Annotated in this window: 26 protein-coding genes; 17 read left to right on the forward strand and 9 right to left on the reverse strand. The window is 53.0% G+C overall.

The window, feature by feature from the left end; genetic code table 11:
* Positions 1 to 84 precede the first annotated feature (84 nt).
* The 3 genes from waaA to coaD are packed head-to-tail and all read left to right on the forward strand — an operon-like array spanning position 85 to position 2,609.
* On the forward strand, positions 85 to 1,359 hold the full coding sequence (gene waaA / locus HHI26_RS20815; RefSeq protein ID WP_133846492.1) for a lipid IV(A) 3-deoxy-D-manno-octulosonic acid transferase: 1,275 nt from the start codon (positions 85 to 87) through the stop codon (positions 1,357 to 1,359).
* Positions 1,360 to 2,136: a glycosyltransferase family 2 protein gene (locus tag HHI26_RS20820; protein WP_133846444.1), complete on the forward strand. Its 777-nt coding sequence runs from the start codon at positions 1,360 to 1,362 to the stop codon at positions 2,134 to 2,136.
* On the forward strand, positions 2,133 to 2,609 hold the full coding sequence (coaD, locus tag HHI26_RS20825) for a pantetheine-phosphate adenylyltransferase (RefSeq protein WP_133846445.1): 477 nt from the start codon (positions 2,133 to 2,135) through the stop codon (positions 2,607 to 2,609). The genes HHI26_RS20820 and coaD overlap by 4 nt, the downstream gene beginning before the upstream one ends.
* Positions 2,610 to 2,620: 11 nt before the next feature.
* Here coaD and mutM read toward each other — a convergent pair whose 3' ends face one another.
* The 4 genes from mutM to radC form a co-directional block, all read right to left on the reverse strand.
* Positions 2,621 to 3,430, reverse strand: a complete 810-nt coding sequence (gene mutM, locus HHI26_RS20830) for a bifunctional DNA-formamidopyrimidine glycosylase/DNA-(apurinic or apyrimidinic site) lyase (protein WP_133846446.1) — start codon at positions 3,428 to 3,430, stop codon at positions 2,621 to 2,623.
* 112 nt (positions 3,431 to 3,542) lie between these two features.
* Positions 3,543 to 3,710: a 50S ribosomal protein L33 gene (gene rpmG / locus HHI26_RS20835; protein WP_001051798.1), complete on the reverse strand. Its 168-nt coding sequence runs from the start codon at positions 3,708 to 3,710 to the stop codon at positions 3,543 to 3,545.
* 16 nt (positions 3,711 to 3,726) lie between these two features.
* The gene (gene rpmB, locus HHI26_RS20840) at positions 3,727 to 3,963 is read right to left on the reverse strand and encodes a 50S ribosomal protein L28 (RefSeq protein WP_062746922.1); all 237 of its coding nucleotides are present in this window, start codon (positions 3,961 to 3,963) and stop codon (positions 3,727 to 3,729) included.
* 297 nt (positions 3,964 to 4,260) lie between these two features.
* Positions 4,261 to 4,932: a DNA repair protein RadC gene (gene radC, locus HHI26_RS20845; protein ID WP_133846447.1), complete on the reverse strand. Its 672-nt coding sequence runs from the start codon at positions 4,930 to 4,932 to the stop codon at positions 4,261 to 4,263.
* A gap of 189 nt (positions 4,933 to 5,121) precedes the next feature.
* On the opposite strand from radC, the gene coaBC reads away from it, so the two are divergent.
* The 3 genes from coaBC to slmA all read left to right on the forward strand — a co-directional run bounded on the left by coaBC (position 5,122) and on the right by slmA (position 7,484).
* On the forward strand, positions 5,122 to 6,336 hold the full coding sequence (coaBC, locus tag HHI26_RS20850; protein WP_133846448.1) for a bifunctional phosphopantothenoylcysteine decarboxylase/phosphopantothenate--cysteine ligase CoaBC: 1,215 nt from the start codon (positions 5,122 to 5,124) through the stop codon (positions 6,334 to 6,336).
* Positions 6,314 to 6,772 carry a dUTP diphosphatase gene (gene dut / locus HHI26_RS20855; RefSeq protein WP_133846449.1) on the forward strand — a complete coding sequence of 153 codons (459 nt, stop codon included), beginning with the start codon at positions 6,314 to 6,316 and terminating at the stop codon, positions 6,770 to 6,772. Before coaBC ends, dut begins: the two co-directional genes overlap by 23 nt.
* A gap of 115 nt (positions 6,773 to 6,887) precedes the next feature.
* Positions 6,888 to 7,484, forward strand: coding sequence for a nucleoid occlusion factor SlmA (gene slmA, locus HHI26_RS20860; protein ID WP_133846450.1), 597 nt, complete (start codon positions 6,888 to 6,890; stop codon positions 7,482 to 7,484).
* A 48-nt stretch (positions 7,485 to 7,532) separates the two neighbouring features.
* Here slmA and pyrE read toward each other — a convergent pair whose 3' ends face one another.
* Positions 7,533 to 8,174, reverse strand: a complete 642-nt coding sequence (gene pyrE, locus HHI26_RS20865; RefSeq protein ID WP_159338307.1) for an orotate phosphoribosyltransferase — start codon at positions 8,172 to 8,174, stop codon at positions 7,533 to 7,535.
* Positions 8,175 to 8,231: 57 nt separating this feature from the next.
* A complete protein-coding gene (gene rph, locus HHI26_RS20870; RefSeq protein ID WP_133846452.1) occupies positions 8,232 to 8,948 on the reverse strand; it encodes a ribonuclease PH in 717 nt (238 codons plus the stop codon).
* Positions 8,949 to 9,158: 210 nt separating this feature from the next.
* Between rph and HHI26_RS20875 the strand changes: the two genes are divergently transcribed.
* On the forward strand, positions 9,159 to 10,343 hold the full coding sequence (locus HHI26_RS20875) for a nucleoside transporter C-terminal domain-containing protein (protein WP_171149625.1): 1,185 nt from the start codon (positions 9,159 to 9,161) through the stop codon (positions 10,341 to 10,343).
* Between the two features lie 49 nt (positions 10,344 to 10,392).
* On the opposite strand, the gene HHI26_RS20880 is transcribed toward HHI26_RS20875, so the two are convergent.
* Positions 10,393 to 10,821: a DUF3574 domain-containing protein gene (locus HHI26_RS20880; RefSeq protein WP_133846454.1), complete on the reverse strand. Its 429-nt coding sequence runs from the start codon at positions 10,819 to 10,821 to the stop codon at positions 10,393 to 10,395.
* Between the two features lie 155 nt (positions 10,822 to 10,976).
* Between HHI26_RS20880 and HHI26_RS20885 the strand changes: the two genes are divergently transcribed.
* The 3 genes from HHI26_RS20885 (at position 10,977) to HHI26_RS20895 (ending at position 14,075) form a co-directional block, all read left to right on the forward strand.
* Entirely contained in the window at positions 10,977 to 11,840 is an 864-nt protein-coding gene (locus HHI26_RS20885) for a YicC/YloC family endoribonuclease (RefSeq protein WP_133846455.1), read from the forward strand.
* 384 nt (positions 11,841 to 12,224) lie between these two features.
* The gene (locus HHI26_RS20890) at positions 12,225 to 12,563 is read left to right on the forward strand and encodes a zinc ribbon domain-containing protein YjdM (RefSeq protein ID WP_133846456.1); all 339 of its coding nucleotides are present in this window, start codon (positions 12,225 to 12,227) and stop codon (positions 12,561 to 12,563) included.
* Between the two features lie 153 nt (positions 12,564 to 12,716).
* The gene (locus tag HHI26_RS20895) at positions 12,717 to 14,075 is read left to right on the forward strand and encodes an MFS transporter (RefSeq protein ID WP_133846457.1); all 1,359 of its coding nucleotides are present in this window, start codon (positions 12,717 to 12,719) and stop codon (positions 14,073 to 14,075) included.
* Between the two features lie 316 nt (positions 14,076 to 14,391).
* Here the strand turns inward: HHI26_RS20895 and HHI26_RS20900 are convergent, their stop codons facing one another.
* Positions 14,392 to 15,036 (reverse strand): response regulator transcription factor, encoded by a 645-nt coding sequence (locus HHI26_RS20900; RefSeq protein ID WP_133846458.1) that lies wholly within the window; start codon positions 15,034 to 15,036, stop codon positions 14,392 to 14,394.
* Between the two features lie 490 nt (positions 15,037 to 15,526).
* On the opposite strand from HHI26_RS20900, the gene HHI26_RS20905 reads away from it, so the two are divergent.
* Complete coding sequence (locus HHI26_RS20905; protein ID WP_133846459.1) at positions 15,527 to 16,144, forward strand: trimeric intracellular cation channel family protein; 618 nt, start codon at positions 15,527 to 15,529, stop codon at positions 16,142 to 16,144.
* Here the strand turns inward: HHI26_RS20905 and ligB are convergent.
* A complete protein-coding gene (gene ligB / locus HHI26_RS20910; protein ID WP_133846460.1) occupies positions 16,141 to 17,823 on the reverse strand; it encodes an NAD-dependent DNA ligase LigB in 1,683 nt (560 codons plus the stop codon). The two genes, HHI26_RS20905 and ligB, sit on opposite strands and share 4 nt — an antisense overlap.
* Positions 17,824 to 18,083: 260 nt before the next feature.
* Here ligB and gmk point away from each other — a divergent pair, with 260 nt between their 5' ends.
* From gmk to HHI26_RS20940, 6 genes are all read left to right on the forward strand, one after another.
* Complete coding sequence (gene gmk / locus HHI26_RS20915; RefSeq protein WP_133846461.1) at positions 18,084 to 18,707, forward strand: guanylate kinase; 624 nt, start codon at positions 18,084 to 18,086, stop codon at positions 18,705 to 18,707.
* A 56-nt stretch (positions 18,708 to 18,763) separates the two neighbouring features.
* Positions 18,764 to 19,039 carry a DNA-directed RNA polymerase subunit omega gene (rpoZ, locus tag HHI26_RS20920; protein WP_133846462.1) on the forward strand — a complete coding sequence of 92 codons (276 nt, stop codon included), beginning with the start codon at positions 18,764 to 18,766 and terminating at the stop codon, positions 19,037 to 19,039.
* 19 nt (positions 19,040 to 19,058) lie between these two features.
* On the forward strand, positions 19,059 to 21,182 hold the full coding sequence (gene spoT / locus HHI26_RS20925) for a bifunctional GTP diphosphokinase/guanosine-3',5'-bis pyrophosphate 3'-pyrophosphohydrolase (RefSeq protein WP_133846463.1): 2,124 nt from the start codon (positions 19,059 to 19,061) through the stop codon (positions 21,180 to 21,182).
* Positions 21,183 to 21,268: 86 nt separating this feature from the next.
* The gene (gene trmH, locus HHI26_RS20930) at positions 21,269 to 21,964 is read left to right on the forward strand and encodes a tRNA (guanosine(18)-2'-O)-methyltransferase TrmH (RefSeq protein WP_133846464.1); all 696 of its coding nucleotides are present in this window, start codon (positions 21,269 to 21,271) and stop codon (positions 21,962 to 21,964) included.
* A complete protein-coding gene (gene recG / locus HHI26_RS20935; protein ID WP_133846465.1) occupies positions 21,964 to 24,045 on the forward strand; it encodes an ATP-dependent DNA helicase RecG in 2,082 nt (693 codons plus the stop codon). Before trmH ends, recG begins: the two co-directional genes overlap by 1 nt.
* Positions 24,046 to 24,145: 100 nt before the next feature.
* Positions 24,146 to 25,534: a uracil-xanthine permease family protein gene (locus tag HHI26_RS20940; protein WP_159338303.1), complete on the forward strand. Its 1,389-nt coding sequence runs from the start codon at positions 24,146 to 24,148 to the stop codon at positions 25,532 to 25,534.
* The last annotated feature ends 98 nt before the right edge of the window (positions 25,535 to 25,632 follow it).

The raw sequence follows: 25,632 nt of genomic DNA on the forward strand, positions 1-25,632 counted from the left end.
TCACTTATCTGCTAACATGCCGCATTGTTTCTCTTTTTTCGGCTATCCCTGGGCATATGTCTCTGTTCAACTGAAAACAATGTGATGATTACCATTTATACCGCCTTGCTGTATCTCATTCAGCCTCTCATCTGGCTGCGCCTCTGGCTACGTGGTCGAAAGGCTCCTGCCTACCGTAAACGCTGGGCTGAACGTTATGGATTTTGCACGGGGAAAGTGAAGCCAGAGGGTATTCTGCTGCACTCCGTATCGGTCGGTGAGACACTGGCGGCGATCCCTCTGGTTCGTGCGTTGCGCCATCGCTACCCCGACCTGCCGATTGTCGTCACCACCATGACCCCGACGGGATCGGAGCGCGCCAGTTCGGCATTTGGCAAAGATGTTCATCACGTTTACCTGCCCTACGACCTACCCGGCGCAATGAATCGCTTCTTCGATACCGTTCGTCCGCGACTGGTGATCATTATGGAAACCGAACTATGGCCCAATATGATCACTCAACTGCATGCCCGTAAAATCCCTCTGGTCATCGCCAATGCGCGCCTGTCTGAACGTTCAGCAAAGGGTTATGCAAAGATCGGCAAATTCATGAAACGCCTGCTGCAACGCATCACACTGATTGCCGCGCAGAATCAGGAAGATGGCGAGCGTTTTATCGGTCTGGGCGTCAAGCGCTCACAGCTTTCAGTTACCGGTAGCCTGAAATTTGATATTTCTGTCACACCTGAGTTGGCGGCACGTGCTATCACCTTGCGCCGTCAGTGGGCACCCCGTCGTCCGGTCTGGATTGCGACCAGTACCCATGAAGGCGAAGAGAGCATCATTCTGGAAGCACACCGTAAGCTACTGGAACGTTTCCCCAGCCTGCTGCTGATTTTGGTGCCACGCCATCCGGAACGTTTCGATACCGCACGCGCACTGACCCAAAAAGCCGGGTTCAGCTATACCTTACGCAGCAGCGGTGAAATCCCCTCTGGCAGTACTCAGGTCGTCATTGGCGATACGATGGGCGAACTGATGCTGTTGTACGGTATTGCCGACCTCGCCTTTGTCGGTGGCAGTCTGGTTGAGCGTGGTGGCCACAATCCGCTGGAACCGGCTGCGCATGCCATTCCGGTGTTGATGGGGCCACATATCTTTAACTTTAAAGATATCTGTGCACGCCTGCAGCAGGCCGATGGCATGATCACCGTGACCGATGCCGACTCGCTGGATAAAGAGATTGGTACCCTGCTGACGGATGAAGATTACCGCCTTTACTACGGCCGTCATGCCGTTGATGTGCTCCACCAGAATCAGGGTGCATTACAACGTCTGCTACATTTACTTGAACCTCATCTGCCACAGCGGAATCATTAAATGCGTTCACGCCAGACACTGTCGGTAGTGATTATTGCCAAAGATGCGGCAGACCTGCTGCCAGAATGTCTTGAGTCAATCAGTTGGGCAGATGAGATCATCCTGCTCGACTCAGGTAGCAGCGATGGTACCCCGGACATTGCGAGCCGCCATGGCGCAAAGGTCTTTCACTCTGAGGAGTGGCATGGATATGGTAAACAGCGCCAGCTGGCACAGAGCTATGCCAGCCATCCGATGATTTTGATGATCGACAGCGATGAGCGCGTCACTCCTGAACTAAAACAAACCATTGAAAAGGTGCTGGAACAGCCGCCATCTTCCACAGTGTACAGCATTGCACGGCGCAACCTGTTCCTGGGGCGTTTTATGCGTCACAGTGGTTGGTATCCTGACCGAGTCACCCGCCTGTACCCCCGTCAATATCAATACAACGATAACCAGGTACATGAATCGCTGGAAACGGCGCAAACGAAAGCCACACCGTTACGCGGCGATCTGCTGCATCTGACCTGTCGGGACTTCTCTGCATTCCAGTGGAAACAATTCGCCTATGCGGAAGCCTGGGCGAAACAACGCCATCAGCAAGGCAAACGCTGCGGTATCGCGGCTATTTTTGGCCATACCATCGGCGCTTTTCTGAAGACACTGGTACTGCGTGCGGGTTTTCTTGATGGTAAACAGGGCTGGCTGCTGGCCGTGGTCAATGCACAATATACTTTCAATAAATACACGGCCCTCTGGGCTCTTAATCACGCATCCAGGAACGGCAGACTATGAGCACCAAAGCCATCTACCCCGGTACCTTTGATCCAATGACCAACGGGCACCTCGATATCGTGACCCGCGCCGCGCTGATGTTTGATCACATCATACTGGCGGTGGCGGCAAGCCCGAGTAAGAAGCCTATGTTCTCACTGGAGGAACGCGTCGCGCTGGCAAGCGAAGTGGTGGCACATCTGCCGAATGTTGAAGTGGTGGGATTCAGTGACTTGATGGCTAACTTTGCCAAAGCGCAGCAGGCCAATGTGCTGGTACGTGGCCTGCGGGCGGTGTCTGATTTTGAATACGAACTGCAACTGGCGCATATGAACCGTCACCTGATGCCCACGCTGGAAAGCGTATTTTTGATGCCTTCCGAAGCCTGGTCCTTTATCTCTTCATCCCTGATGAAAGAGGTGGCGCGCCACGGAGGGGAAGTCCAGGCGTTCCTGCCTGCCCCGGTGTATGAGGCACTGAAAGCGAAACTCTGATCAAGAGCGGCTTACTGCTGGCAGTGACGGCAGAAAAAGGTGCTGCGCTGCCCGTGCTTACTGCTCTCGATTGGCATGCCGCACTGTCGGCAAGGTTCACCCGCACGGCCATAAACCTGCAGTTCCTGCGCAAAATACCCGGGCTTACCGTCACTTTGTAGAAAGTCGCGTAAGGTAGTACCACCTTGCTCAATAGAACGCAGCAGGACCGCTTTGATGGTGGCAACCAGCAGCCCGGTGTCGGCTTCAGTTAAGTCCATTGCAGGACGATCGGGTAAGATCCCCGCCACAAACAGCGATTCACTTGCGTAGATATTTCCCACGCCCACCACCACTTTGTTATCCATCAGCCAGGGTTTGACCGCTGTACGCTTACCCCGTGATTTTTCAAACAGATATGCGGCTGAAAAATCCTCGCTAAGCGGCTCTGGCCCCAGATGCGACAGCACAGAGCTGGCGGCAAGGTCAGGACACCACAACCAGGCACCAAAGCGGCGTGGATCGGTATAACGCAGAACCTTACCGTTGCTCATGACAAGATCAACATGATCGTGCTTTGCCGCAGGCAGGTCTTCCGGCAATACGCGCAGGCTGCCCGACATTCCAAGATGCACAATGATCCAGCCTGTTGGCAGTTCCAGCAGCAGATATTTAGCACGGCGCTGGACGCTCAGAACGGGCTGGTCACTCAGAGCATGGATTTCTTGCGAAACAGGCCAGCGAAGGCGTGCATTACGCACCACTGCATGCAGAATCGTTGCTCCAACAAGATGTGGCTCGATCCCGCGTCGACTGGTTTCGACCTCTGGTAACTCTGGCATTGCCTCGCCTCCGTAGCGCCTGGCCAATTTTTCACACTGCAGCGTACTATACAGAAAACCCCAGAAACAAAAAAACCCGGCCGGGGCCGGGTTTTTCATCCACTGAGATTAATTACTTAATCTTAGCTTCTTTATAGATCACGTGCTGGCGGACAACTGGATCGAATTTCTTCAGTTCCAATTTTTCCGGCTTAGTACGTTTGTTCTTCGTGGTGGTATAGAAGTGACCTGTACCAGCAGAAGAAACCAGCTTGATCTTCTCACGAATACCTTTAGCCATGTTTCAGTTCCTTACCTTAGTACTTCTCACCGCGGGCACGGAGATCGGCCAAGACCGTATCAATACCCTTTTTATCAATTACGCGCATGCCATTGGCAGATACGCGCAGTGTAACGAAGCGCTTTTCGCTCTCAATCCAAAAACGATGAGAGTGCAGGTTCGGCAGGAAACGGCGTTTCGTCGCGTTCATTGCGTGGGAACGGTTGTTACCCGTTACCGGACGCTTGCCAGTTACTTGGCAGACTCGTGACATGTCTATTCTCCAAAAATCAAATCAGCTCGAGCTTTAAAAATAAGGTTCTGGCCGCCTCGTCAGGCTTATAGCCCATCCAGGCGAGTTCTATGTGAACCCGCTGAGTAGGCTCAAACGCCAAACCCGAGATTCTCAAAGGTGGCGTAGTATACGCCCTGAAGCGCGACCGCTCAAGTCCCGAACAGATAAAGATCCCTAAGGATCGCGTACATTTGTCTTTTTTGTACAGGAAGCATCCGGTTTATGCACTGTAATTCCTGAACTAAATCGTAAAACGGTTAAATAACAGCCCACTCATTATAGCCATCCCCGCTCAGCAAAAGACACATACTCACCCCGCCCGATCACCATATGGTCAAGTACCCGGATATTCATCAGGGTACAGGCACGCACAATTTGCTGCGTTATATCACGATCGGCGCGGCTGGGTTCTGCCAGCCCGGATGGGTGATTATGCGCCAGAATGACCGCCGCTGCATTGCGTTTTAGCGCTTCGCGTATAATCTCACGGGGGTGCACTTCAACGCTGTTGAGCGTGCCACTGAACATTTCACTGGTATGAATGACCCGATGCTGATTATCAAAAAAGACCACCTGGAAAATCTCCCTTTCCCGGTGCGCCAGTGAGCTGTTAAGAAAATCCAGCATCTGTTCAGCACTGCTGACAACACGGTTTTCCAATGCCTGCTGGCAGGTAAAGCAGCGCCGGGCGAGTTCGGCCACCGCATTGAGTTGCGCATATTTTGCCATGCCGATACCGTGAATCGCCTGAAAATCTTCGGCGGGTGCCGTCATCAATTGGTGTAACGAGCCAAATACGTCAAGCAACCGCTGCGCCAGCGTCATCACGTGGACCCCACGCGTTCCGATGCGCAGGAAAATAGCCAGCAGTTCAACATCACTCAGCGTTTGTGCGCCACATTTCAACAATTTTTCACGCGGGGGTAACCCCATCCAGTTCTCATCCATCTGCCGTTTCTCCTTCCTGAAGATAAAAAAGCATGGCATTATATACAGTAGTTTCCTATTGCGATGTGCTGACTTTACGCGCCAGCTCGCAAAAAATGTGTGGTGCTAACCCGCCCGCCGGAGTGTGATAAAATAATCAGATTACGGCGCGAGAGCACCGGGCAGGCTAAACAGAAGGCGAACAGCAACATGATGGGATTAACCGGAAAACGTATTGTTCTTGGCGTCAGTGGGGGGATCGCTGCCTATAAAACCCCTGAACTGGTACGCAGGTTACGCGACCGTGGCGCAGAAGTACGTGTCGTCATGACTCACGCAGCGAAAGCCTTTATCACCCCACTCAGTTTGCAGGCTGTATCTGGCTATCCGGTTTCCGACGATTTACTCGACCCGGCTGCTGAGGCCGCTATGGGTCATATTGAATTGGGGAAATGGGCAGATCTGGTCATCCTTGCCCCTGCAACTGCGGACCTGATCGCCCGTGTTGCCGCGGGTATGGCGAACGACCTGGTGACGACCCTTTGCCTCGCAACGGCAGCACCGGTGGCAATTGTCCCGGCAATGAACCAGCAGATGTACCGCGCACTGCCTACCCAGCATAATGTACAACTGCTGGCACAACGCGGAGTGCTGGTTTGGGGCCCTGACAGCGGCAGCCAGGCCTGTGGCGATATCGGCCCAGGGCGTATGCTCGACCCGCTGGCGATTGTTGACCTGGCGATAAACTGGGCTGCTCCCGTCAACGATCTGCAACATCTCAATATTATGATCACCGCCGGCCCGACCCGGGAAGCACTCGATCCGGTGCGTTTTATCAGCAATCACAGCTCAGGAAAGATGGGGTTTGCTATTGCGGCGGCGGCGGCGCAACGCGGTGCCAGCGTCACGCTGGTGGCGGGCCCGGTTACGTTGCCGACACCGGCAGGCGTTAATCGTATTGATGTCACTTCGGCGCTGGACATGCAGCAGGCAGTGATGGCGCAGGCAGCCGCTCAACAGATCTTTATTGGTTGTGCGGCAGTAGCCGACTACAGGGCGGCGGCAGTGGCGGAAGAAAAAATCAAAAAACAGGGCGAAGAAATCACCCTGCGAATGATAAAAAATCCCGATATTGTGGCAGGTGTTGCAGCGATGCCGCACGACAGACCGTATGTTGTAGGATTTGCCGCTGAAACCCAGAATGTGGAAGAATACGCACAACAAAAACGGACGCGCAAGAATCTGGACTTGATCTGCGCCAATGATGTAGCCAAAACCGGGCAGGGTTTCAACAGTGATACCAATGCTCTTCACCTTTTTTGGCAGGAGGGAGATAAAGCCTTACCGCTCTGCGATAAGACACTCCTTGGCCAACAGCTATTAGACGAGATTGTCAGCCTTTATGATGAAAAAAATCGACGTTAAGATTCTTGATGCGCGAGTCGGCACCGACTTCCCCCTGCCAACCTACGCCACGTCAGGTTCTGCCGGGCTTGATTTGCGTGCCTGCCTGGATGAAGCCTTTGTGCTTGAGCCTGGTGTAACAACGCTGGTGCCAACGGGTTTAGCGATTCATATTGCTGACCCACAGCTGGCTGCCGTGATCCTGCCGCGTTCCGGGCTGGGGCATAAGCATGGCGTCGTTCTGGGTAACCTGGTCGGTTTGATCGATTCCGATTATCAGGGTCAACTGATGGTTTCCGTCTGGAACCGTGGGCAAGACTCCTTTACTATCGAACCCGGCGAACGTATTGCGCAGATGGTTTTCGTGCCTGTCGTCCAGGCCGAGTTCAATCTGGTCAACGACTTTGACACCAGCGTGCGTGGTGAAGGTGGTTTCGGCCATTCTGGTCGCCAGTAATTCTCCACGGGCCGCACAACGATAATCTGAATTGACTCGCCGTGACCACGCGTTCACGGACGTTGTGTGGGCCTTTGCCCGTTTTATGGTGATGTTTTCAGGGGTCTTTTAAGACATGGTAGAAAAGAAGAGTGCGAAAAGGAATCGCCGCGAAGAAATTCTACAGGCGCTGGCGCAAATGCTGGAGTCTGGTGATGGCAGCCAGCGCATCACCACCGCCAAACTGGCGGCGAATGTAGGGGTTTCTGAAGCAGCGCTTTACCGGCATTTTCCCAGCAAAACCAAGATGTTTGACAGCCTGATCGAATTTATTGAAGACAGCCTGATTACGCGCATCAATCTGATTCTGAAAGATGAAAAAGAGACGCTTCCGCGTCTACGTATGATCACTCAGTTAATTCTGGGCTTTGGTGAGCGTAATCCGGGTTTAACGCGCATTCTGACCGGCCATGCGCTGATGTTCGAACAGGATCGCTTACAGGGGCGTATAAACCAGCTTTTTGAACGTATTGAGGTGCAGCTGCGCCAGGTGATGCGTGAGAAGAAAATGCGTGAAGGTGAAGGGTTTATTACCGATGAAACGCTGCTGGCCAGCCAGCTACTGGCATTTTGCGAGGGATTGCTGTCACGGTTTGTTCGTTCCGAATTCCGCTATCGCCCTACCGTCGACTTCGACGTACGCTGGCCACTACTGGCCGCACAACTCGTGTAATGTTGCGGGTCGACCAGAAAGAGGGTCGGCCCGCACAACGACATCCTGTCAGATACCAAACTCGCTGCGATAAGCACGTACAGCAATCAGATGATCGGCCATTTCTGGCTTTTCTTCCAGGTAAGCAATCAGTTCTTTTAGCGTGATGATCGAAATCACCTGACATCCATAATCACGTTCCACTTCCTGAATCGCTGAGATTTCGCCACGTCCGCGTTCCTGACGGTCGAGGGAAATCAATACGCCAGCCAGCGTCGCCTGATGCGCCGCGATAATTTCCATCGATTCGCGAATAGCCGTGCCTGCAGTGATCACATCATCCACCAGCATGATTTTACCCTGCAACGGGCTGCCCACCAGCGTGCCACCTTCGCCATGGGTTTTGGCTTCTTTGCGGTTAAAACAGTAAGGAACGTCACGGTCGTGATGATCGGCCAGAGCTACCACCGTCGTGGTCGCAATGGGGATGCCTTTATAGGCTGGGCCAAAGACCAGATCGAAATCGATACCCGAATCCACCAGTGCCTGGGCATAGAAACGGCCCAGCAGGGCAAGATCACGCCCGGTATTGAACAGACCGGCGTTAAAGAAATAAGGGCTTTTGCGCCCTGATTTCAGCGTGAACTCACCAAACTTCAGCACCTGCTTGTTGATGGCGAATTCGATAAATTGGCGCTGCCAGGCTTTCATGTCGTTTTCCTCAAATAGGGGGCATAAAAAAGGCGACTTCATCGTCGCCTGAAAAAATCAGTTGGCCAGCGCCGCTTTTTGCGCTGCAACCAGAGTATCGATACCGCCTCGTGCCAGCTCCAACAGCTTCAGCAGTTCGTCATGAGTGAACGGTTCACCTTCTGCGGTGCCCTGCACTTCAATCATGCGACCGTCTTCCGTCATCACCACATTCATGTCGGTTTCGGCGGCAGAGTCCTCAACGTACTCCAGATCGCACAGCGCTTCGCCCTTGACGATGCCAACAGAGATCGCGGCGACCATGCCTTTCATCGGGTTAGTCTTCAGCTTACCGATAGAGACGAGATGGTTCAGCGCATCAGCCAGTGCCACGCAAGCTCCGGTGATGGAGGCAGTACGGGTGCCACCGTCGGCCTGTAACACGTCACAGTCCAGGGTAATGGTGAATTCACCCAGCGCCTTCAGATCAATTGCCGCACGCAGCGAGCGGGCGATTAAACGCTGGATTTCCAGGGTACGACCGCCCTGCTTCCCTTTAGCCGCTTCACGCGCATTACGGCTGTGGGTGGCACGTGGCAGCATGCCGTATTCGGCGGTGACCCAACCCTGGCCCTGACCTTTCAGAAAACGTGGTACGCCTTCATCAATGGTGGCGGTACACAGAACTTTGGTATCACCGAATTCAACCAGCACAGAGCCTTCTGCATGTTTGGTGTAATGACGGGTCAGGGTGACGGGGCGCACCTGTTGTGCGCTACGGCCTGATGGACGCATAATTTCTCTCCGGCTAGCTAAACATAATTGGCTGCGCATTATACGGATTTCGCTATGGATTGCCTATCGCAGGCGAAACTGAACGCGGATTGTTATGAAAATAACGACTATTTAAACGCTAAAACAGCCAGATAGCGCCCGGCTGGATGTAAATCAAACTGAAATATGGCTAAATGCCTCTCATTAATCATTCTCATGCCGGACCTGCGTATGACCTCTGTTTTTCATTTTATTCTGGCCCTGGCCATTATCTGCTGCCTGGCGTTACTGTTCAGTAATGACCGGAAAAAAATTCGCCCACGCGTGCTGTTGCAACTGGTTGTCATTGAAGCTGCCCTCGCCTGGTTCTTCCTGCACGCTTCTGGCGGGCTGACCGTTGTTACCGTCTTTTCAGGCTTCTTTGAGGTTCTGCTGAAATACGCAGCGCAGGGAACCGATTTTGTCTTCGGCGGGATGAGTTCACAGGGGCTGGCGTTTATCTTCCTCGGCGTGCTCTGCCCAATTGTCTTTATCTCTGCCCTGATCGGGATTTTGCAGCACCTTAAAATTCTGCCGCTGTTGATCAGGGGCGTTGGCACCGTTTTCTCTAAAGTTAACGGTATGGGTAAGCTGGAGTCATTTAATGCCGTCAGCACGCTGATCCTCGGCCAGTCGGAAAACTTTATCGCCTATAAAGGTATCCTGGCAGAGATTTCACCACGTCGCCTCTACTCAATGGCAGCGGCCGCGATGTCCACCGTGTCGCTGTCGATTGTTGGCGCCTATATGTCGATGATTGAGCCACGCTATGTTGTGGCGGCGCTGATCCTTAACATGTTCAGTACCTTTATCATCCTGTCGATTATCAACCCGACACCGGTGGGCGATGAGCCGGAGATTCGTCTGGAAAAGCTGCACGAAGATCAGAGCTTCTTTGAAATGCTGGGTGAATACATTCTGGCTGGCTTTAAAGTGGCGATGATAATTCTGGCCATGCTGATTGGCTTTATCGCCTTAATTGCAGCGGTGAATGCCGTTTTCTCAGCCGTTTTCGGCATTAGCTTCCAGCAGATCCTCGGCTATGTGTTCTGGCCATTTGCGTGGCTGATTGGCATCCCGACCGCAGATGCTCTGCCGGCTGCCAGTATTATGGCGACAAAGCTGGTAACGAACGAGTTTGTGGCCATGATTGAGCTGAAGAAAATCGCCGCAGAATTGTCGCCGCGCGGACTGGGTATTCTGTCGGTGTTCCTGGTCTCCTTCGCGAACTTTGCCTCTATCGGCATCGTCGCCGGGGCGATAAAAGGGTTGAATGAGCAACAGGGGAATGTGGTTTCACGCTACGGCCTGAAGCTGATTTACGGCTCCACGCTGGTCAGCTTGCTCTCTGCAGCCTTTGCCGGGCTGGTGCTGTAATCTCTACACCCGGCGCATTCGCGCCGGGTGTTCTTGATTAAAAGACAGGTCAGAACGCCACACAGGCCGCCGCATCCACCCGCATCACTGAATCCTGGGCAAAGCGCTGTTTATAAATAGCACGCAGTGCCTCAATCCCCTGTTCACTGGCTTTATCCGGAGCATGGATCAGCAGCAGCGCCTTGCTGTTTTCCCGCGCCAGTTTTCCATCATTTCCCAGCCACTGCCCTTTTGCCGCAAAGACCGTCAACCCTGCTTTGAAGCGAGGTGTGACTTCTGAATCAACAAACGTCTGCCATTCTGCCTCGGTGATAACGGCACCCTGCGGGCGATTCAGACCGAAGTAGAGGGTAGTTTGCGTCAGGGCGTCGCCCACGGTACAGATCGGGGCGGTCATCTGGCTGGCTGGCCGTGACGGTGTCGTGCAGCCTGACAGCGCCAGTACCAGAAGGGAAAATGTGAATACGCGCGGCATCATAGTGGCTCCTGAAGTGAGTGATGTTTCTTATTTCGGCATCTTAAGCTTCTGGCAACAAAACGTCAGCCAAAACACGGCCATTTGACCGAATGCCTGTTAAGGCATCGTCAGCATCGCTATAATCGCTGCATCTTTTCCTAATAACGGTACGCAAAATGATCCGCAGCATGACAGCTTATGCCCGACGCGAAACGAAAGGCGAATGGGGCAGCGCAGCCTGGGAGCTGCGTTCCGTCAACCAGCGCTATCTTGAAACCTATATTCGTCTGCCAGAGCAGTTTCGTGGCCTGGAACCGGTAATTCGTGAACGCATTCGTAATCGTCTAACCCGTGGGAAAATCGAAGTTAACCTGCGTTTCGACGCTGACCCGCGTGCCCAAAGTTCGCTGGTACTGAATGAAAAACTGGCCATCCAGCTGGTGCAGGCTGCCAACTGGGTCAAAATGCAGAGCGACGAGGGTGAAATCAATCCGGTCGATATCCTGCGCTGGCCTGGCGTGATGTCAGCCGAAGAGCAGGATCTGGATGCGATTTCTGCCCAGTTGCTGAAGGCGCTGGATGCTGCCATCGACGAATTTATTATTGCGCGTGAAAGCGAAGGCACGGCTCTGAAAGCGCTGATTGAACAGCGTCTGGAAGGGGTGAGCGCGGAAGTGATCAAAGTCCGTACGCATATGCCAGAAGTACTCAAATGGCAACGTGAACGACTGGTTACCCGCCTGGAAGAGGCGCAGGTACAGCTGGAAAATAATCGCCTGGAGCAAGAGCTGGTGATGCTGGCGCAGCGTGTGGACGTCGCGGAAGAGCTGGACCGTCTGGAAGCCCATGTGAAAGAAACCTATAACATCCTGAAGAAGAAGGAAGCGGTCGGCCGCCGCCTCGACTTTATGATGCAGGAGTTCAACCGTGAGTCGAACACACTGGGATCAAAATCCATTAATGCTGATATCACCGCTTCTGCCATTGAGCTGAAAGTGCTGATTGAGCAGATGAGAGAACAGATTCAGAACATCGAGTAATGCGATGCTCACTGTGTAAAAAAGCCCTGTTTACAGGGCTTTTTTATGCTGTTTTCCCGCCGCCAGCAACAGCGGCTCACGATAGATCCAGTGAAAACTGAAATCCTGTTCGCTGTGCAGACTTATTTCCCCGATGATCACTATATCCATCTGGCCTTTAGACAGCGATTAAAGTTAAACATTGATTCCTTTCATAGCGATTTTACAGTGAATATTATTCAGAACCACAATATCTGACGCATCGAGTATCAGGTCAGCAGCCGCTGCGTTCTCTGCGAGATACTGTGCAGGTATCAAAATCCTCGGCCAAACAGCAATAGGAAGAACGTCTCCGACAAGGTAAACTATCCCCTTACTTTATTATGGATTTACTTAAGGATTATCATGGAAACGTTACCTCCTTGCCCAAAATGTCACTCAGAATATAGCTGGCAAGATGGCGTGATGCTCAACTGCCCGGAATGTGGCCACGTGTGGGCTGATGGCGCTGACGCCGCGACTGATGACACCCTGATTGTTAAAGATGCCAACGGCAACCTGCTGGCAGATGGCGATAGCGTCACGGTGATTAAAGACCTTAAAGTCAAAGGCAGTTCAACACCGCTGAAGATTGGCACCAAAGTAAAAAGCATTCGCCTGGTAGAAGGTGACCACAATATTGACTGCAAAATCGATGGCTTTGGCCCGATGAAATTGAAGTCTGAGTTTGTGAAAAAGAACTGATCCCAGCCAGTAGCCTCTGCGCTACTGGTTCCCTTTCCTCACCCGCCCGATTTGCCCTCAGGATTGAAACTGCTAGTATCACAAGGCACCCGCTTACGGTGTTAGGGGCGTACGGCGCTCAACGGACCGGTTCAATATTCCCCAGGAGGCAGAGTGAACAAGACGTTAGGCGTGTTTTTCCCGCTTTATACCACTACGCTGTTAATGCTGCTCGGTTCCGGGTTGCTGACGACCTATGTTTCCCTGCGTCTGACATCGGCCCATGTCTCCGGCGGTCTGATCGGGGCCATTATTGCAGCGAACTACATCGGCCTGGTGATCGGCGGCAAAGTGGGTCATTTTCTCATCGCCCGCGTCGGCCATATTCGTACCTATGTTTCCTGCGCCGGTATTATTACCGCGGCCGTGCTGTGCCACGGGCTAACCGGGTTTATCCCGGTCTGGGTCGGGCTGCGGTTGATCATCGGTCTGTGCATGATGTGCCAATATATGGTGCTGGAAAGCTGGCTTAACGACCAGTCAGAATCTGAACAGCGTGGCAAAGTCTTTGGCTGCTATATGGTGGCGACCTACCTCGGCATGTCGCTCGGGCAGGTGGTGCTGATGCTGCAAACCGATCTGGGTCTGAGCACGTTGCTGTTAATCGCCCTCTGTTTCTCACTCTGTCTGGTGCCAATTGCCTTGACCACGCGGACACACGCCCGCCAGCTTTCCCCAGCCCCGATGGAGTTGCGGTATTTTATCGGTGCTATCCCTAAAGTACTCGCAACCACCCTCGCTATTGGCATGCTGGTCGGCTCTTTTTATGGACTGGCACCGGTTTATGCCAGTCAGCAAGATCTGACAACAGGCCAAACCGGTCTGTTTATGGCCATCGCTATTTTTGCCGGGCTGGTCGCACAGTTTCCTCTCAGCTGGTTGTCTGATCGCTATAACCGCACCCTGCTGATGCGACTAAATGCCATTGTGCTGATTGTTGCAGCGCTACCCCTGGCAGTCCTGCCACACATCAGTTTCTCGCTGCTGCTGGGGCTGGGTTTTATCGTCAGTATGCTGCAGTTTTCGCTATATCCTCTGGCTGTCGCTCTGGCGAATGACCTGGTTGAGCCGGAAAGACGCGTCTCACTGGCAGCGTGCCTGCTGATGGCCTTTGGTGTCGGCGCCAGTATTGGTCCACTGGTCGTAGGCCTGCTAATGGAGCCTCTGGGGGGCAATACGCTTTATGCCTTCTTTGCGCTGTGTGGCCTGATCATTGTCGGCCTGAGCAGAACAGTGAAGGAAGACGAGGCACAATTTGTTGAGGATGCGCCCGTTCCACATATTGCGATGCCAGACAGCCTGATGAGTTCTCCGCTTTCTCCGGCACTGAATCCGGCATTTGATGAACAGATGATTGAGGAAACGATGCCCTCTTTTGATAGCGAATCGCTGACGGAAGAAGAAGCAACCTCGGCACAGGGAGCCGACCCCGATGAAGAAACCGGACTGAAAAAAGCCTGGGAAAAATTGTAAGTCGTCAGACAGGCTGCTGACGGGAAATAACGCTTCCCACATCGAGAGACCAGGCTTTGCCCTGGTCTCTCACGATTCGAGCGTGCTGTTCTCTTGCAGAACAGAAGGACTGAATGTCCGACAGATACCACTTGCCCCACATGGGTAATACTGCCCCAATGATGCCCCTCGTGATGACAGTTAATCACCTGGGGCATTTTCGTCTTGGTGTCGCTACCAAAAATAAGAACAACCGCATTAGAAATAATCGCTACAACTGAAAAAATGGAAATAACCTTCCAACTAAATACTATTTTTACCTTACGATACCAAAAAACTAGATTAACCCTTTTGCGTATGCATAGCGTATCAGCTCAATGTTAGAGGAGACACCCAGCCTACGCATCGCATTATACTTTTGAGTGGAAATTGTGCTGATGGTTCTGTTTTGGCGCACTGCAATTTCTGACAACGTGTATCCAGAAGAGAATAGTCTAATCACCTCTAACTCTTTAGGAGTAAGAGGGCTTCCTTTTTCCTTTCCTTTTACTAGATAATTCTTAACATGGCTACATGATGAAGAGAAGAAATACCCTTGCTGGGTCATGACGTGTTGGCAAGCCATTACCGTTTCCTCTACAGGGTCAGATTTACTAACGATTGACTTAACGCCATAATCGCATGCACTTCTCAGAATGGCTGTATTACTTTGTGAGGTAAGCAGGACAACCTTCACATCAGGAAACCGCCCTTTTAGAGCACGAAGCTTGGCAAACCCATCCATAGTCGAACGGTCTGAACTCAATGAAAAATCAGTAATAACTATGTCCGTTTGTTTAGAAGCCAGACCTGACAATAAGTTTTTCCCACATATTGTTTCGTTTGAAACAACGAACAAATCGCTATTTTCGAACAGCATCTTTATCGAATATATGATATGTGGGTGGTCATCAGAGATTGCTATTGTGTGCCGGTTAGACATACTCCCTCCATGTAGATTATCATCACAGCCCTGAATAAACATTCCGTTCATTAACAATTTCACAAAACATCTTAAATGCGCTCAGTACGGAATGGCAAGCAATTTGCACCAGATAAAAGCAAAGCATTGACTTACCTGTAATAAAAAAAACATAAATTAATGATGATAATTATAACCAGCTGGATATTTATAAATAAAATCTGAACACTTTAGAACAAAAAAATCATAAAATATAACTGTAAAACCAAACACAGAGAGACTTATTTATCAAACAATAATAATCAATAAAATCAGACAGACTCCATTCTGAAAACATCCATTTACACTCATTCCTATTTCATCTCCACGCATTTATTGTTTTGCTACGGCATTCATCGTTAGTGGCCCCCCGTTGAGCCGCCTCATACGACAAGGCTTCCCCTGTGAAAATTTCAGTCGCCGTTTTGACGCTAACCCCTTAGGATTGCCGCCAGGTTTTAAGGAGATGGCAATGTTACTCACGGTCCTTTATATCATCGGTATTACAGCGGAAGCCATGACAGGCGCACTGGCGGCTGGCCGTCGCAAGATGGATATGTTCGGTGTGATCATCATCGCGTCTGTCACCGCGATTGGCGGGGGTTCAGTCCGCGATATGCTGCTAGGACATTACCCACTCGGTTGGGTGAAACATCCTGAATACATCATGATTGTTGCTGCCGCCGCCGTCATCACTACGCTGGCAGCCCCCCTCATGCCCCACCTTCGTAAGGTTTTTCTTGTCCTTGATGCATTAGGCCTGGTGGTCTTTTCCATCATTGGTGCGCAGGTAGCGCTGGATATGGGGCACGCTGGAATTATTGCAGCCATCAGCGCAGTTGTGACGGGTGTGTTTGGCGGTGTTCTCCGCGATATGTTCTGCAACCAGATCCCCCTGGTTTTCCAGAAAGAGCTTTATGCTGGCATCGCCTTCGCCTCGGGCTGGGTCTACATTCTTTTGCTAAAAACCGCGCTGCCCACGGAAACTGTCATTATCATTACGCTGCTAGCCGGATTCATCGCTCGTTTGTTGGCGCTTCGTTTCAAACTGGGCTTGCCTGTATTCAATTACCCGCACGATGACCATTAATCTGATGATACAGCCAGGGCGGCCGGCTCCTCCAACCAATGGATAAGCTGCCGCACCTCCTGATGTTGCAGGAAATTGATAATCTTTTGCGCCAGCCCGTCACCAATACCGGGTAACGTCTGCCACTCCTCTACCGTGCGTGACAATAGCTGCGACCAGCTATCATCCACCAGTGCATTCATGGCCTTCTCAGGGATCGGAACACCTAATGCCCTGACCCAACGCTTGAAAGGCCGCTGTCGACTTAAGCGAAATTGCTGCCAGAAAAGATGTGATCTCGCCTCTCCGATTCCAGGAACAACCTTTAACTGTTCCTGCGACAGTGCCAGCCATGAAAACAAGTGTGTCAGATAGCCCGACTGAAGCAACTGCTGCCAGTTCTGGCGCCCCATACCCGTCAGGTTAAGCGCAGACTTACTGCTCAGCCACTCCAGCCGTGCCAGGAACTGCTGCCGACATTCTGGTGTCAGATGAAGGCAACTAAGATGACTGAAAGATGCCGCATCGGGAAACTGAGGATAATCTCGCTGCGCCACCCGCCACAGTACCTCATTCAGACGCGGGATCCCCTGACCCGCAAGATCAATACTGACGTGGTCTCCGGCGATCACATTCCATTTCCGCCAGCGTGACACTGAGCCAACATTCACCCGACTGATGCGTTTGTCATCCAGCTGTACTGGTTGCAGAATAAGCACCACATTCGTTTTTCCCGTACGGCCAACAGAAAACGCCACGGAACGGACTTCGCTGGTCGCTTGCGGTGGGGGATATTTCCAGGCCACCGCCCAGTTCCCCTGGCCAGGGATCCAGTTCCATCCCTGTTCCGATGGGAGGCTATGTACCACAACACCATCGGTAACAAAGGACAACGGCTGATGGAACCAGCGCTCACGCCAGCTTTCGACTTCGTCTGCGCCAGTCACTCTGTGCGTCCATTCACTGACATCGGGAAAACCCGCCTGACGCAGAGCCAACAGGCGCTGTGTTAAGTTTTCCGGTCCGTCTGGCCATGCCCAGACAAACAGACCGATATGCGGCAGCACTTCGGCAGGTGTTTTCGCCATTAATGCACCGGCAACAATTGAACGGGCATTTTTTCCCCCATCAGTAGCCTGCTGGTGATCGGTCATCTTGAGATACAATTCGCCCTGAAAAATCTGCTGCCTGGACAACAACGGAATCGTAAGGGGAATATCGCTAATCAACGCAGCTTTTGTCGTCCAGTCTTCGCCTGACAGGCCGTTACCACGACTGATCATCTTTACCAGTTTTCCCTGACGATAGATCAGCGTAACAGCCACTCCATCAATCTTCGGTTGTACCCAGAGCTCTCGCCTGTTCATCATCCAGTGGGCTACATCATCCTTACGGGACAGTTTTCGGACCCCGACATGGGCGACAGGATGTGACACCTTGCCATCGGTCTTCAGCACTGGCGGGTGAGGCTCGAGAGTGGGATGAAAACAACGTTGCCACTGCTGTAACTTACTGCGCAGAGCATCATAGTGCTCATCGGTCACCACGCTTTTCCCCTGACGATGGTAGAGGTCATCCCACTGAATGAGTTGGGCTTCAAGACCCGCGATCTCCTCCTCAGCGCGTGTGGGCGCCCAAACCGGACACATTGCCGAAACCCCGAGGCTAAAAAGCCAGACCAGTAAAATGAGATAGTGCATCCCTGCTTCTCCTGCGCATTCAATGAATACCCGGCAGTAAAACGCAGCAAAGGGGAACTGGCGAGGGGGAAAGCAGAATGATGGAAGCTGGCTTCAGGGGTTTCTGCTGCAGGGCACATCACACGACAAAAAACTTGAGAAACATTGTCCATTTCGACAGAAAAAGGCGTATTACAGGGCCTAAACGCTGCATCACGCGCTGCACCTGTGTATACTGTGCAGGAAGTAGACTCCGCTTTATTGGCATATCAAGAATAATCATGGCTCAAGGTACACTTTTTATTGTTTCCGCCCCCAGCGGCGCGGGTAAATCCAGTCTGATTCAGGCGTTGTTGAAAACGCAACCGCTGTACGATACTCAGGTATCTGTTTCCCACACCACACGTGGGGTACGGCCGGGTGAAAATCACGGTGAGCACTATTACTTCGTCAATCACGACGAATTCCGCACCATGATCAGCGAAGATGCGTTCCTCGAACATGCTGAAGTGTTCGGCAATTACTATGGAACATCGCGTAAAGCGATTGAACAAGTGTTGTCGACTGGCGTTGATGTGTTTCTTGATATTGACTGGCAGGGTGCAAAACAGATTCGCGAGAAAATGCCGGCAGCCCGCAGCATTTTTGTGCTGCCACCGTCGAAAGACGAACTGGACCGCCGCCTGCGTGGCCGCGGCCAGGACAGCGAAGAAGTGATTACCAAGCGTATGGCGCAGGCTGTTGCCGAAATGAGCCATTACGCAGAGTACGATTACCTGATCGTGAATGATGATTTCGATCTGGCATTGTCCGATTTGAAAAACATTATTCGCGCAGAGCGTCTGCGTATGGCTCGTCAAAAAGCCCGTCATGATGCTTTAATCAGCAAACTATTGGCAGACTGAGGACAACTCAGTATGATGCCCAGTCATTTCGTCACCACCCGTGGAGTATCACACTTATGGCACGCGTAACCGTACAGGACGCAGTAGAAAAAATTGGTAACCGTTTTGACCTGGTTCTGGTAGCAGCACGTCGCGCACGTCAGATGCAGATTGGTGGTAAAGACCCACTGGTTCCTGAAGAGAACGACAAATCTACCGTTATCGCGCTGCGCGAAATCGAAGAAGGCCTGATCACGAATCAGATCCTCGACGTTCGCGATCGCCAGGAGCAGCAAGAGCAGGAAGCCGCTGAATTACAGGCTGTTACCGCTATCGCTGAAGGTCGTCGTTAATTCGCTTTGAAGGCCCGCCTTGTATCTGTTTGAAAGCCTCAATCAGCTGATTGAAAAATACTTGCCTGAGGAGCAAATTAAGCGCCTCAAGCAAGCTTATCTTGTCGCACGTGATGCTCACGAGGGACAGACACGCTCCAGCGGTGAGCCTTATATCACCCACCCGGTCGCCGTAGCCTGCATCCTCGCTGAAATGAAGCTCGACCATGAAACACTGATGGCCGCACTTCTGCACGATGTTATCGAAGACACCCCCGCCACTTACCAGGATATGGAACAGCTGTTCGGTCAGACCGTTGCTGAACTGGTAGAAGGGGTTTCTAAGCTCGATAAACTGAAGTTCCGCGACAAAAAAGAAGCGCAGGCTGAAAACTTCCGCAAGATGATCATGGCGATGGTGCAAGATATCCGCGTCATTTTGATCAAGCTGGCCGACCGCACGCATAATATGCGCACCCTGGGTGCGCTGCGTCCGGATAAAAAACGCCGTATTGCGCAAGAAACACTCGAAATTTATAGCCCACTGGCACACCGCCTGGGTATACACCACCTGAAAACCGAGCTGGAAGAACTGGGCTTCGAAGCCCTGTATCCGAACCGCTATCGCGTGATTAAAGAGGTGGTGAAAGCCGCACGTGGCAACCGTAAAGAGATGATTCAGAAAATCCTCTCTGAAATTGACGGCCGCCTCGAAGAAGCGGGAATTACCCGCCGCGTCAGCGGTCGCGAAAAGCATCTCTATTCTATCTACTGCAAAATGCACCTGAAAGAGCAACGGTTCCATTCGATTATGGATATCTACGCTTTCCGGGTGATCGTGCGTGATGTGGATACCTGCTACCGCGTGCTGGGCCAGATGCACAGTTTATATAAACCGCGCCCAGGCCGGGTAAAAGACTACATCGCCATTCCTAAAGCCAACGGCTATCAATCCCTGCACACCTCAATGATCGGTCCTCACGGCGTCCCGGTTGAAGTGCAGATCCGTACTGAAGATATGGATCAGATGGCAGAGATGGGGGTCGCGGCGCACTGGGCTTATAAAGAACAGGGCGAAAGCAGCACTACCGCGCAAATCCGCGCACAGCGTTGGTTGCAGAGCCTGCTGGAACTGCAACAAAGTGCCGGTAGCTCCTTTGAATTTATCGAGAGCGTGAAATCCGATCTGTTCCCGGATGAGATTTACGTTTTCACCCCAGAAGGGCGTATTGTCGAATTGCCGGCGGGTGCCACACCGGTTGACTTTGCCTACGCCGTTCACACCGACATTGGCCATGCCTGCGTCGGTGCACGCGTAGACCGCCAGCCTTACCCCCTGTCGCAGTCGCTGACCAGCGGCCAGACCGTGGAAATCATTACTGCACCAGGCGCCCGTCCGAACGCCGCCTGGCTGAACTTTGTCGTCAGCTCCAAAGCGCGCGCCAAAATCCGTCAGTTGCTGAAAAACCTTAAGCGTGATGACTCCGTCAGCCTCGGCCGTCGTCTGCTTAATCATGCGCTGGGTGGCAGCCGTAAACTGGCAGAGATCCCTGAAGCTAACGTCCAGCATGAGCTGGAGCGCATGAAGATGGCGTCACTTGACGACCTGCTGGCTGAAATCGGTCTGGGTAACGCAATGAGTGTGGTCGTGGCGAAAAACCTGCAACAGAGCGACCAAAATGCTCCGGCCACCAGCACATCAACAACCAGCGGTACGCGTAGCAAGCTGCCGATCAAAGGGGCTGACGGTGTTTTGATCACGTTTGCCAAGTGCTGCCGTCCGATCCCCGGCGACCCGATTGTTGCTCACGTCAGTCCAGGCAAAGGTTTGGTCGTGCACCATGAATCCTGCCGTAATATCCGTGGCTATCAGAAAGAGCCCGAAAAATACATGGCGGTCGAGTGGGACAAGGTCACCGAGCAGGAGTTTGTGGCTGAAATTAAAGTGGATATGTTTAACCACCAGGGCGCACTGGCCAATCTGACTGCGGCGATCAATACCGCCGCTTCCAATATTCAGAGCCTGAACACCGAAGAGAAAGATGGTCGTGTGTACAGCGCCTTTATCCGTCTGACGGCGCGCGATCGTGTTCATCTGGCGAATATCATGCGTAAAATTCGCGTGATGCCGGATGTGATCAAGGTGCACCGCAACCGCAATTAAGGGAATGACGGAGCAAACCTCCGTCTTTTCCTGCTCCCCGATCGCCGGTCTGACGGAATGACTTATTTTTAGGGAGTCTACTTCGCATGAATGCTCAACGTTATGCCCGCATCCGCGCAATGCTTGCCGCCCGTCAGCACGATCTGACAGTGTGTATGGAGCAGGTGCATAAACCTCATAACGTTTCGGCGGTAATCCGTACTGCTGATGCCGTTGGCGTACATGAAGTCCACGCGGTGTGGCCGGGTAGCCGTATGCGCACCATGGTCTCTTCCGCTGCGGGGAGCAACAGCTGGGTGCAGGTTAAAACCCACCGCACCATCGCAGACGCCGTCACCCATCTGAAAGACCAGAACATGCAGATTCTGGCAACCAACCTTTCCGATAAAGCCGTCGATTTTCGTGAAATCGACTATACCCGCCCGACCTGCATTCTGATGGGTCAGGAAAAAACAGGCATCACTCAGGAAGCACTCGATCTCGCCGATCAGGACATCATCATTCCGATGATTGGGATGGTGCAGTCACTGAATGTATCCGTTGCCTCTGCATTGATCCTCTATGAAGCCCAGCGCCAGCGGCAAAACGCCGGGATGTATCTGCGCGCAGAGAGCACGCTGGAATTCAGTGAACAGCAGCGGCTGCTGTTTGAAGGTGGCTATCCTGTGCTGGCCCGCGTGGCAAAGCATAAAGGGCTGCCCTATCCGGAAATCAACGATCGGGGTGAGGTCGTTGCCGACCCGGAATGGTGGGCTACCATGCAGTCCCGGGCGCGTAAATAATGCAGGGCCGCCTGCTGGATGCAGTGCCGCTTAACACGCTATCAGGCGTGGGTGCCAGCCAGACGGCGAAACTGGCCAAACTGGGCCTGCTGACCGTGCAGGACTTGCTGTTACACCTGCCAATGCGCTATGAAGATCGCACCCAACTGTATGCGATTAACGACCTGCTGCCGGGGATTTATGCCACGGTCGAAGGTGAAGTCCTGCATAGCGATATCTCATTTGGCCGCCGTCGAATGCTGACCTGCCAGATCAGCGATGGCAGCGGTGTGCTTACCCTGCGCTTTTTTAACTTCAATGCAGGAATGAAAAACAGTCTCGCGACCGGGCGGCGCGTCACCGCTTACGGTGAGATCAAACGGGGTCAACGCGGCGCCGAAATCATCCATCCCGAATATAAGGTGCAGGGCGATCAGAGTATCACTGAGCTTCAGGAAACGCTGACACCGGTTTACTCCACCACCGAAGGTATACGGCAGGCAACGCTACGTAACCTGACCGATCAGGCATTAACTCTGCTGGACACCTGTGCGATTGCTGAGCTGCTGCCGCCAGAACTGAGCCGGGGGTTAATCAGCCTGCCCAATGCGTTACGTACCCTGCACCGTCCGCCGCCCGATATGGCGCTGACCGATCTCGACAGCGGTACCCATCCGGCCCAGCGACGTTTGATTATGGAAGAACTGCTGGCGCATAACCTCAGCATGCTGGCGGTGCGTGCCGGAGCGCAGCGTTATCATGCGCTGCCGATGGAAGCCCGCCACAATCTGAGTGAAAAACTGCTGGCGGCGCTGCCTTTCAAACCCACCAATGCACAGGCACGCGTGGTACGCGAGATCGAAACTGACCTTGCCCACGATTATCCAATGATGCGCCTGGTACAGGGCGATGTTGGCTCAGGTAAAACGCTGGTCGCCGCACTGGCTGCGTTGAATGTGATTGCTTACGGCAAGCAGGTGGCGCTGATGGCACCGACCGAGCTATTAGCTGAACAGCACGCGAATAATTTCCGTCAGTGGTTTGCGCCACTGGGGCTGGAAGTGGGTTGGCTGGCAGGAAAGCAGAAAGGAAAGGCGCGCATCGCACAACAGGAAGCCATTGCCAGCGGTCAGGTGTCAATGGTTGTCGGTACCCACGCCATCTTCCAGGAACAGGTACAGTTTAACGGCCTTGCGCTGGTGATTATCGATGAACAACATCGCTTTGGCGTCCACCAGCGTCTGGCGCTGTGGGAAAAAGGTGAGGAGCAGGGCTTCCATCCGCATCAGTTGATTATGACAGCCACCCCCATCCCCCGAACGCTGGCGATGACCGCCTATGCCGATCTGGATACCTCTACCATTGACGAACTGCCGCCAGGCAGAACGCCGGTGACAACGGTCGCCATCCCGGACACGCGCCGTGCCGATATCATTGCGCGAGTGAAAGGCGCCTGCGGCAGCGAAGGTCGCCAGGCCTACTGGGTCTGTACGCTGATTGAAGAATCTGAGTTGCTGGAAGCGCAGGCGGCCGAGGCCACCTGGGAAGAACTGAAGCTGGCCTTACCTGAGCTGAACATCGGGCTGGTGCATGGCCGTATGAAGTCACAGGACAAACAGGCCGTCATGCTGGCGTTTAAACAGGGTGAGATCCACCTGCTGATTGCGACTACCGTGATTGAGGTTGGGGTGGACGTTCCCAATGCCAGCCTGATGATTATTGAAAATCCTGAACGCCTGGGTCTTGCACAGCTTCACCAGTTACGCGGGCGCGTAGGCCGTGGTGCTGTCGCCTCTCATTGTGTACTGCTGTACAAAGCCCCATTAAGCAAAACCGCTCAAAAGCGCTTACAGGTGTTACGCGACAGCAACGATGGGTTTGTCATTGCCCAGTGCGATCTCGAAATTCGCGGCCCCGGTGAGCTCCTCGGGACGCGTCAAACCGGTAACGCCGAGTTTAAAGTGGCCGACCTGCTGCGTGACCAGGCGATGATCCCCGAGGTACAGCGCGTGGCACGCCATATTCACCAGCACTATCCGGAGCAGGCGGTCGCCCTGATTGAACGCTGGCTACCGGAAACCGAACGCTATACCAACGCCTGATCATGAATGTTTTCGATTCCTGTTCGCTGCGTTGGCAAACGATTGCTTTTACGCAAAAGAAGATTAAAATCGCCACTTTATTGCCCCGGGAAGCCTGAAGATGTCCGTTGAAACCCAAGATGCTGCCGCCGACCGTAGCCCTGTTGCTACCGGCAAAAGCGAACTGATTTACCGCCTTGAAGATCGTCCGCCGTTACCGCAAACCCTGTTTGCAGCCTGTCAGCATCTGCTGGCGATGTTTGTTGCCGTGATTACGCCGGCACTGCTGATTTGCCAGGCACTAGGCCTGCCTGCACAAGATACGCAGCATATTATCAGTATGTCCCTCTTTGCTTCCGGCGTGGCATCCATCCTGCAAATAAAAACTTGGGGACCGGTGGGTTCCGGTCTGTTGTCGATTCAGGGCACCAGCTTCAACTTTGTTACACCACTGATTATGGGTGGTCTGGCATTGAAAAACGGCGGCACTGACGTCCCAACGATGATGGCCGCCCTGTTCGGCACGCTGATGCTAGCCTCCTGCACCGAGATGGCACTGTCACGCGTACTGCATCTGGCGCGTCGTGTTATTACTCCGCTGGTTTCCGGTATTGTCGTGATGATTATCGGCCTGTCGTTGATCCAGGTCGGTCTGACCTCCATCGGTGGGGGGTTTGCCGCGATGAACGATCACACCTTTGGCGCACCGAAAAATCTGCTGCTGGCAGGTGCTGTGCTGGCGGTGATTATTCTGCTGAATCGCCAGCGTAACGCTTATCTGCGCGTCGCATCACTGGTGATTGCGATGGCAGTCGGTTATCTGCTGGCCTGGGCGATGGGCATGCTGCCGGAAAACACGACCCCGGCAAATACCGCGCTGATCGCCATTCCTACTCCGTTTTATTATGGGTTGGGCATCGACTGGAACTTGCTGATCCCACTGATGCTGGTATTTATGGTGACTTCGCTGGAAACCATCGGTGATATCACCGCCACTTCTGATGTCTCCGAACAACCGGTCAGCGGCCCGCTGTATATGAAGCGTCTGAAAGGCGGCGTGTTGGCCAACGGCCTTAACTCGTTTGTTTCGGCATTGTTTAATACATTCCCCAATTCGTGCTTCGGGCAGAATAACGGCGTGATCCAGTTAACTGGCGTGGCCAGCCGCTATGTCGGCTTTGTCGTGTCGTTAATGCTGATCGTACTCGGTCTGTTCCCGGCGGTCAGTGGCTTTGTGCAGCATATTCCTGAGCCCGTCCTCGGCGGTGCCACCATCGTGATGTTCGGGACCATTGCCGCTTCAGGCGTGCGCATTGTGTCACGCGAGCCGCTGAACCGCCGTGCAATTATGATTATCGCGCTGTCGTTAGCTGTCGGTCTGGGCGTTTCTCAGCAGCCGCTGATTTTACAATTTGCCCCTGACTGGCTGAAAACGCTGCTCTCTTCCGGTATTGCCGCAGGCGGTATCACTGCCATCATTCTGAATCTGGTTTTCCCGCAGGAAAAATAAACCTTTCTCTGTCCCGGATCCGGGCGGTTTAATTCCGCCCGAAGCCGGGACAGGTTGAGATACGGCGATAAATCAGGCATAACAATCCATTACCAGAA

It is taken from the genome of Erwinia sp. JH02 (assembly GCF_013074405.1).
GTDB classification, from domain to species: Bacteria; Pseudomonadota; Gammaproteobacteria; order Enterobacterales; family Enterobacteriaceae; genus Erwinia; species Erwinia rhapontici.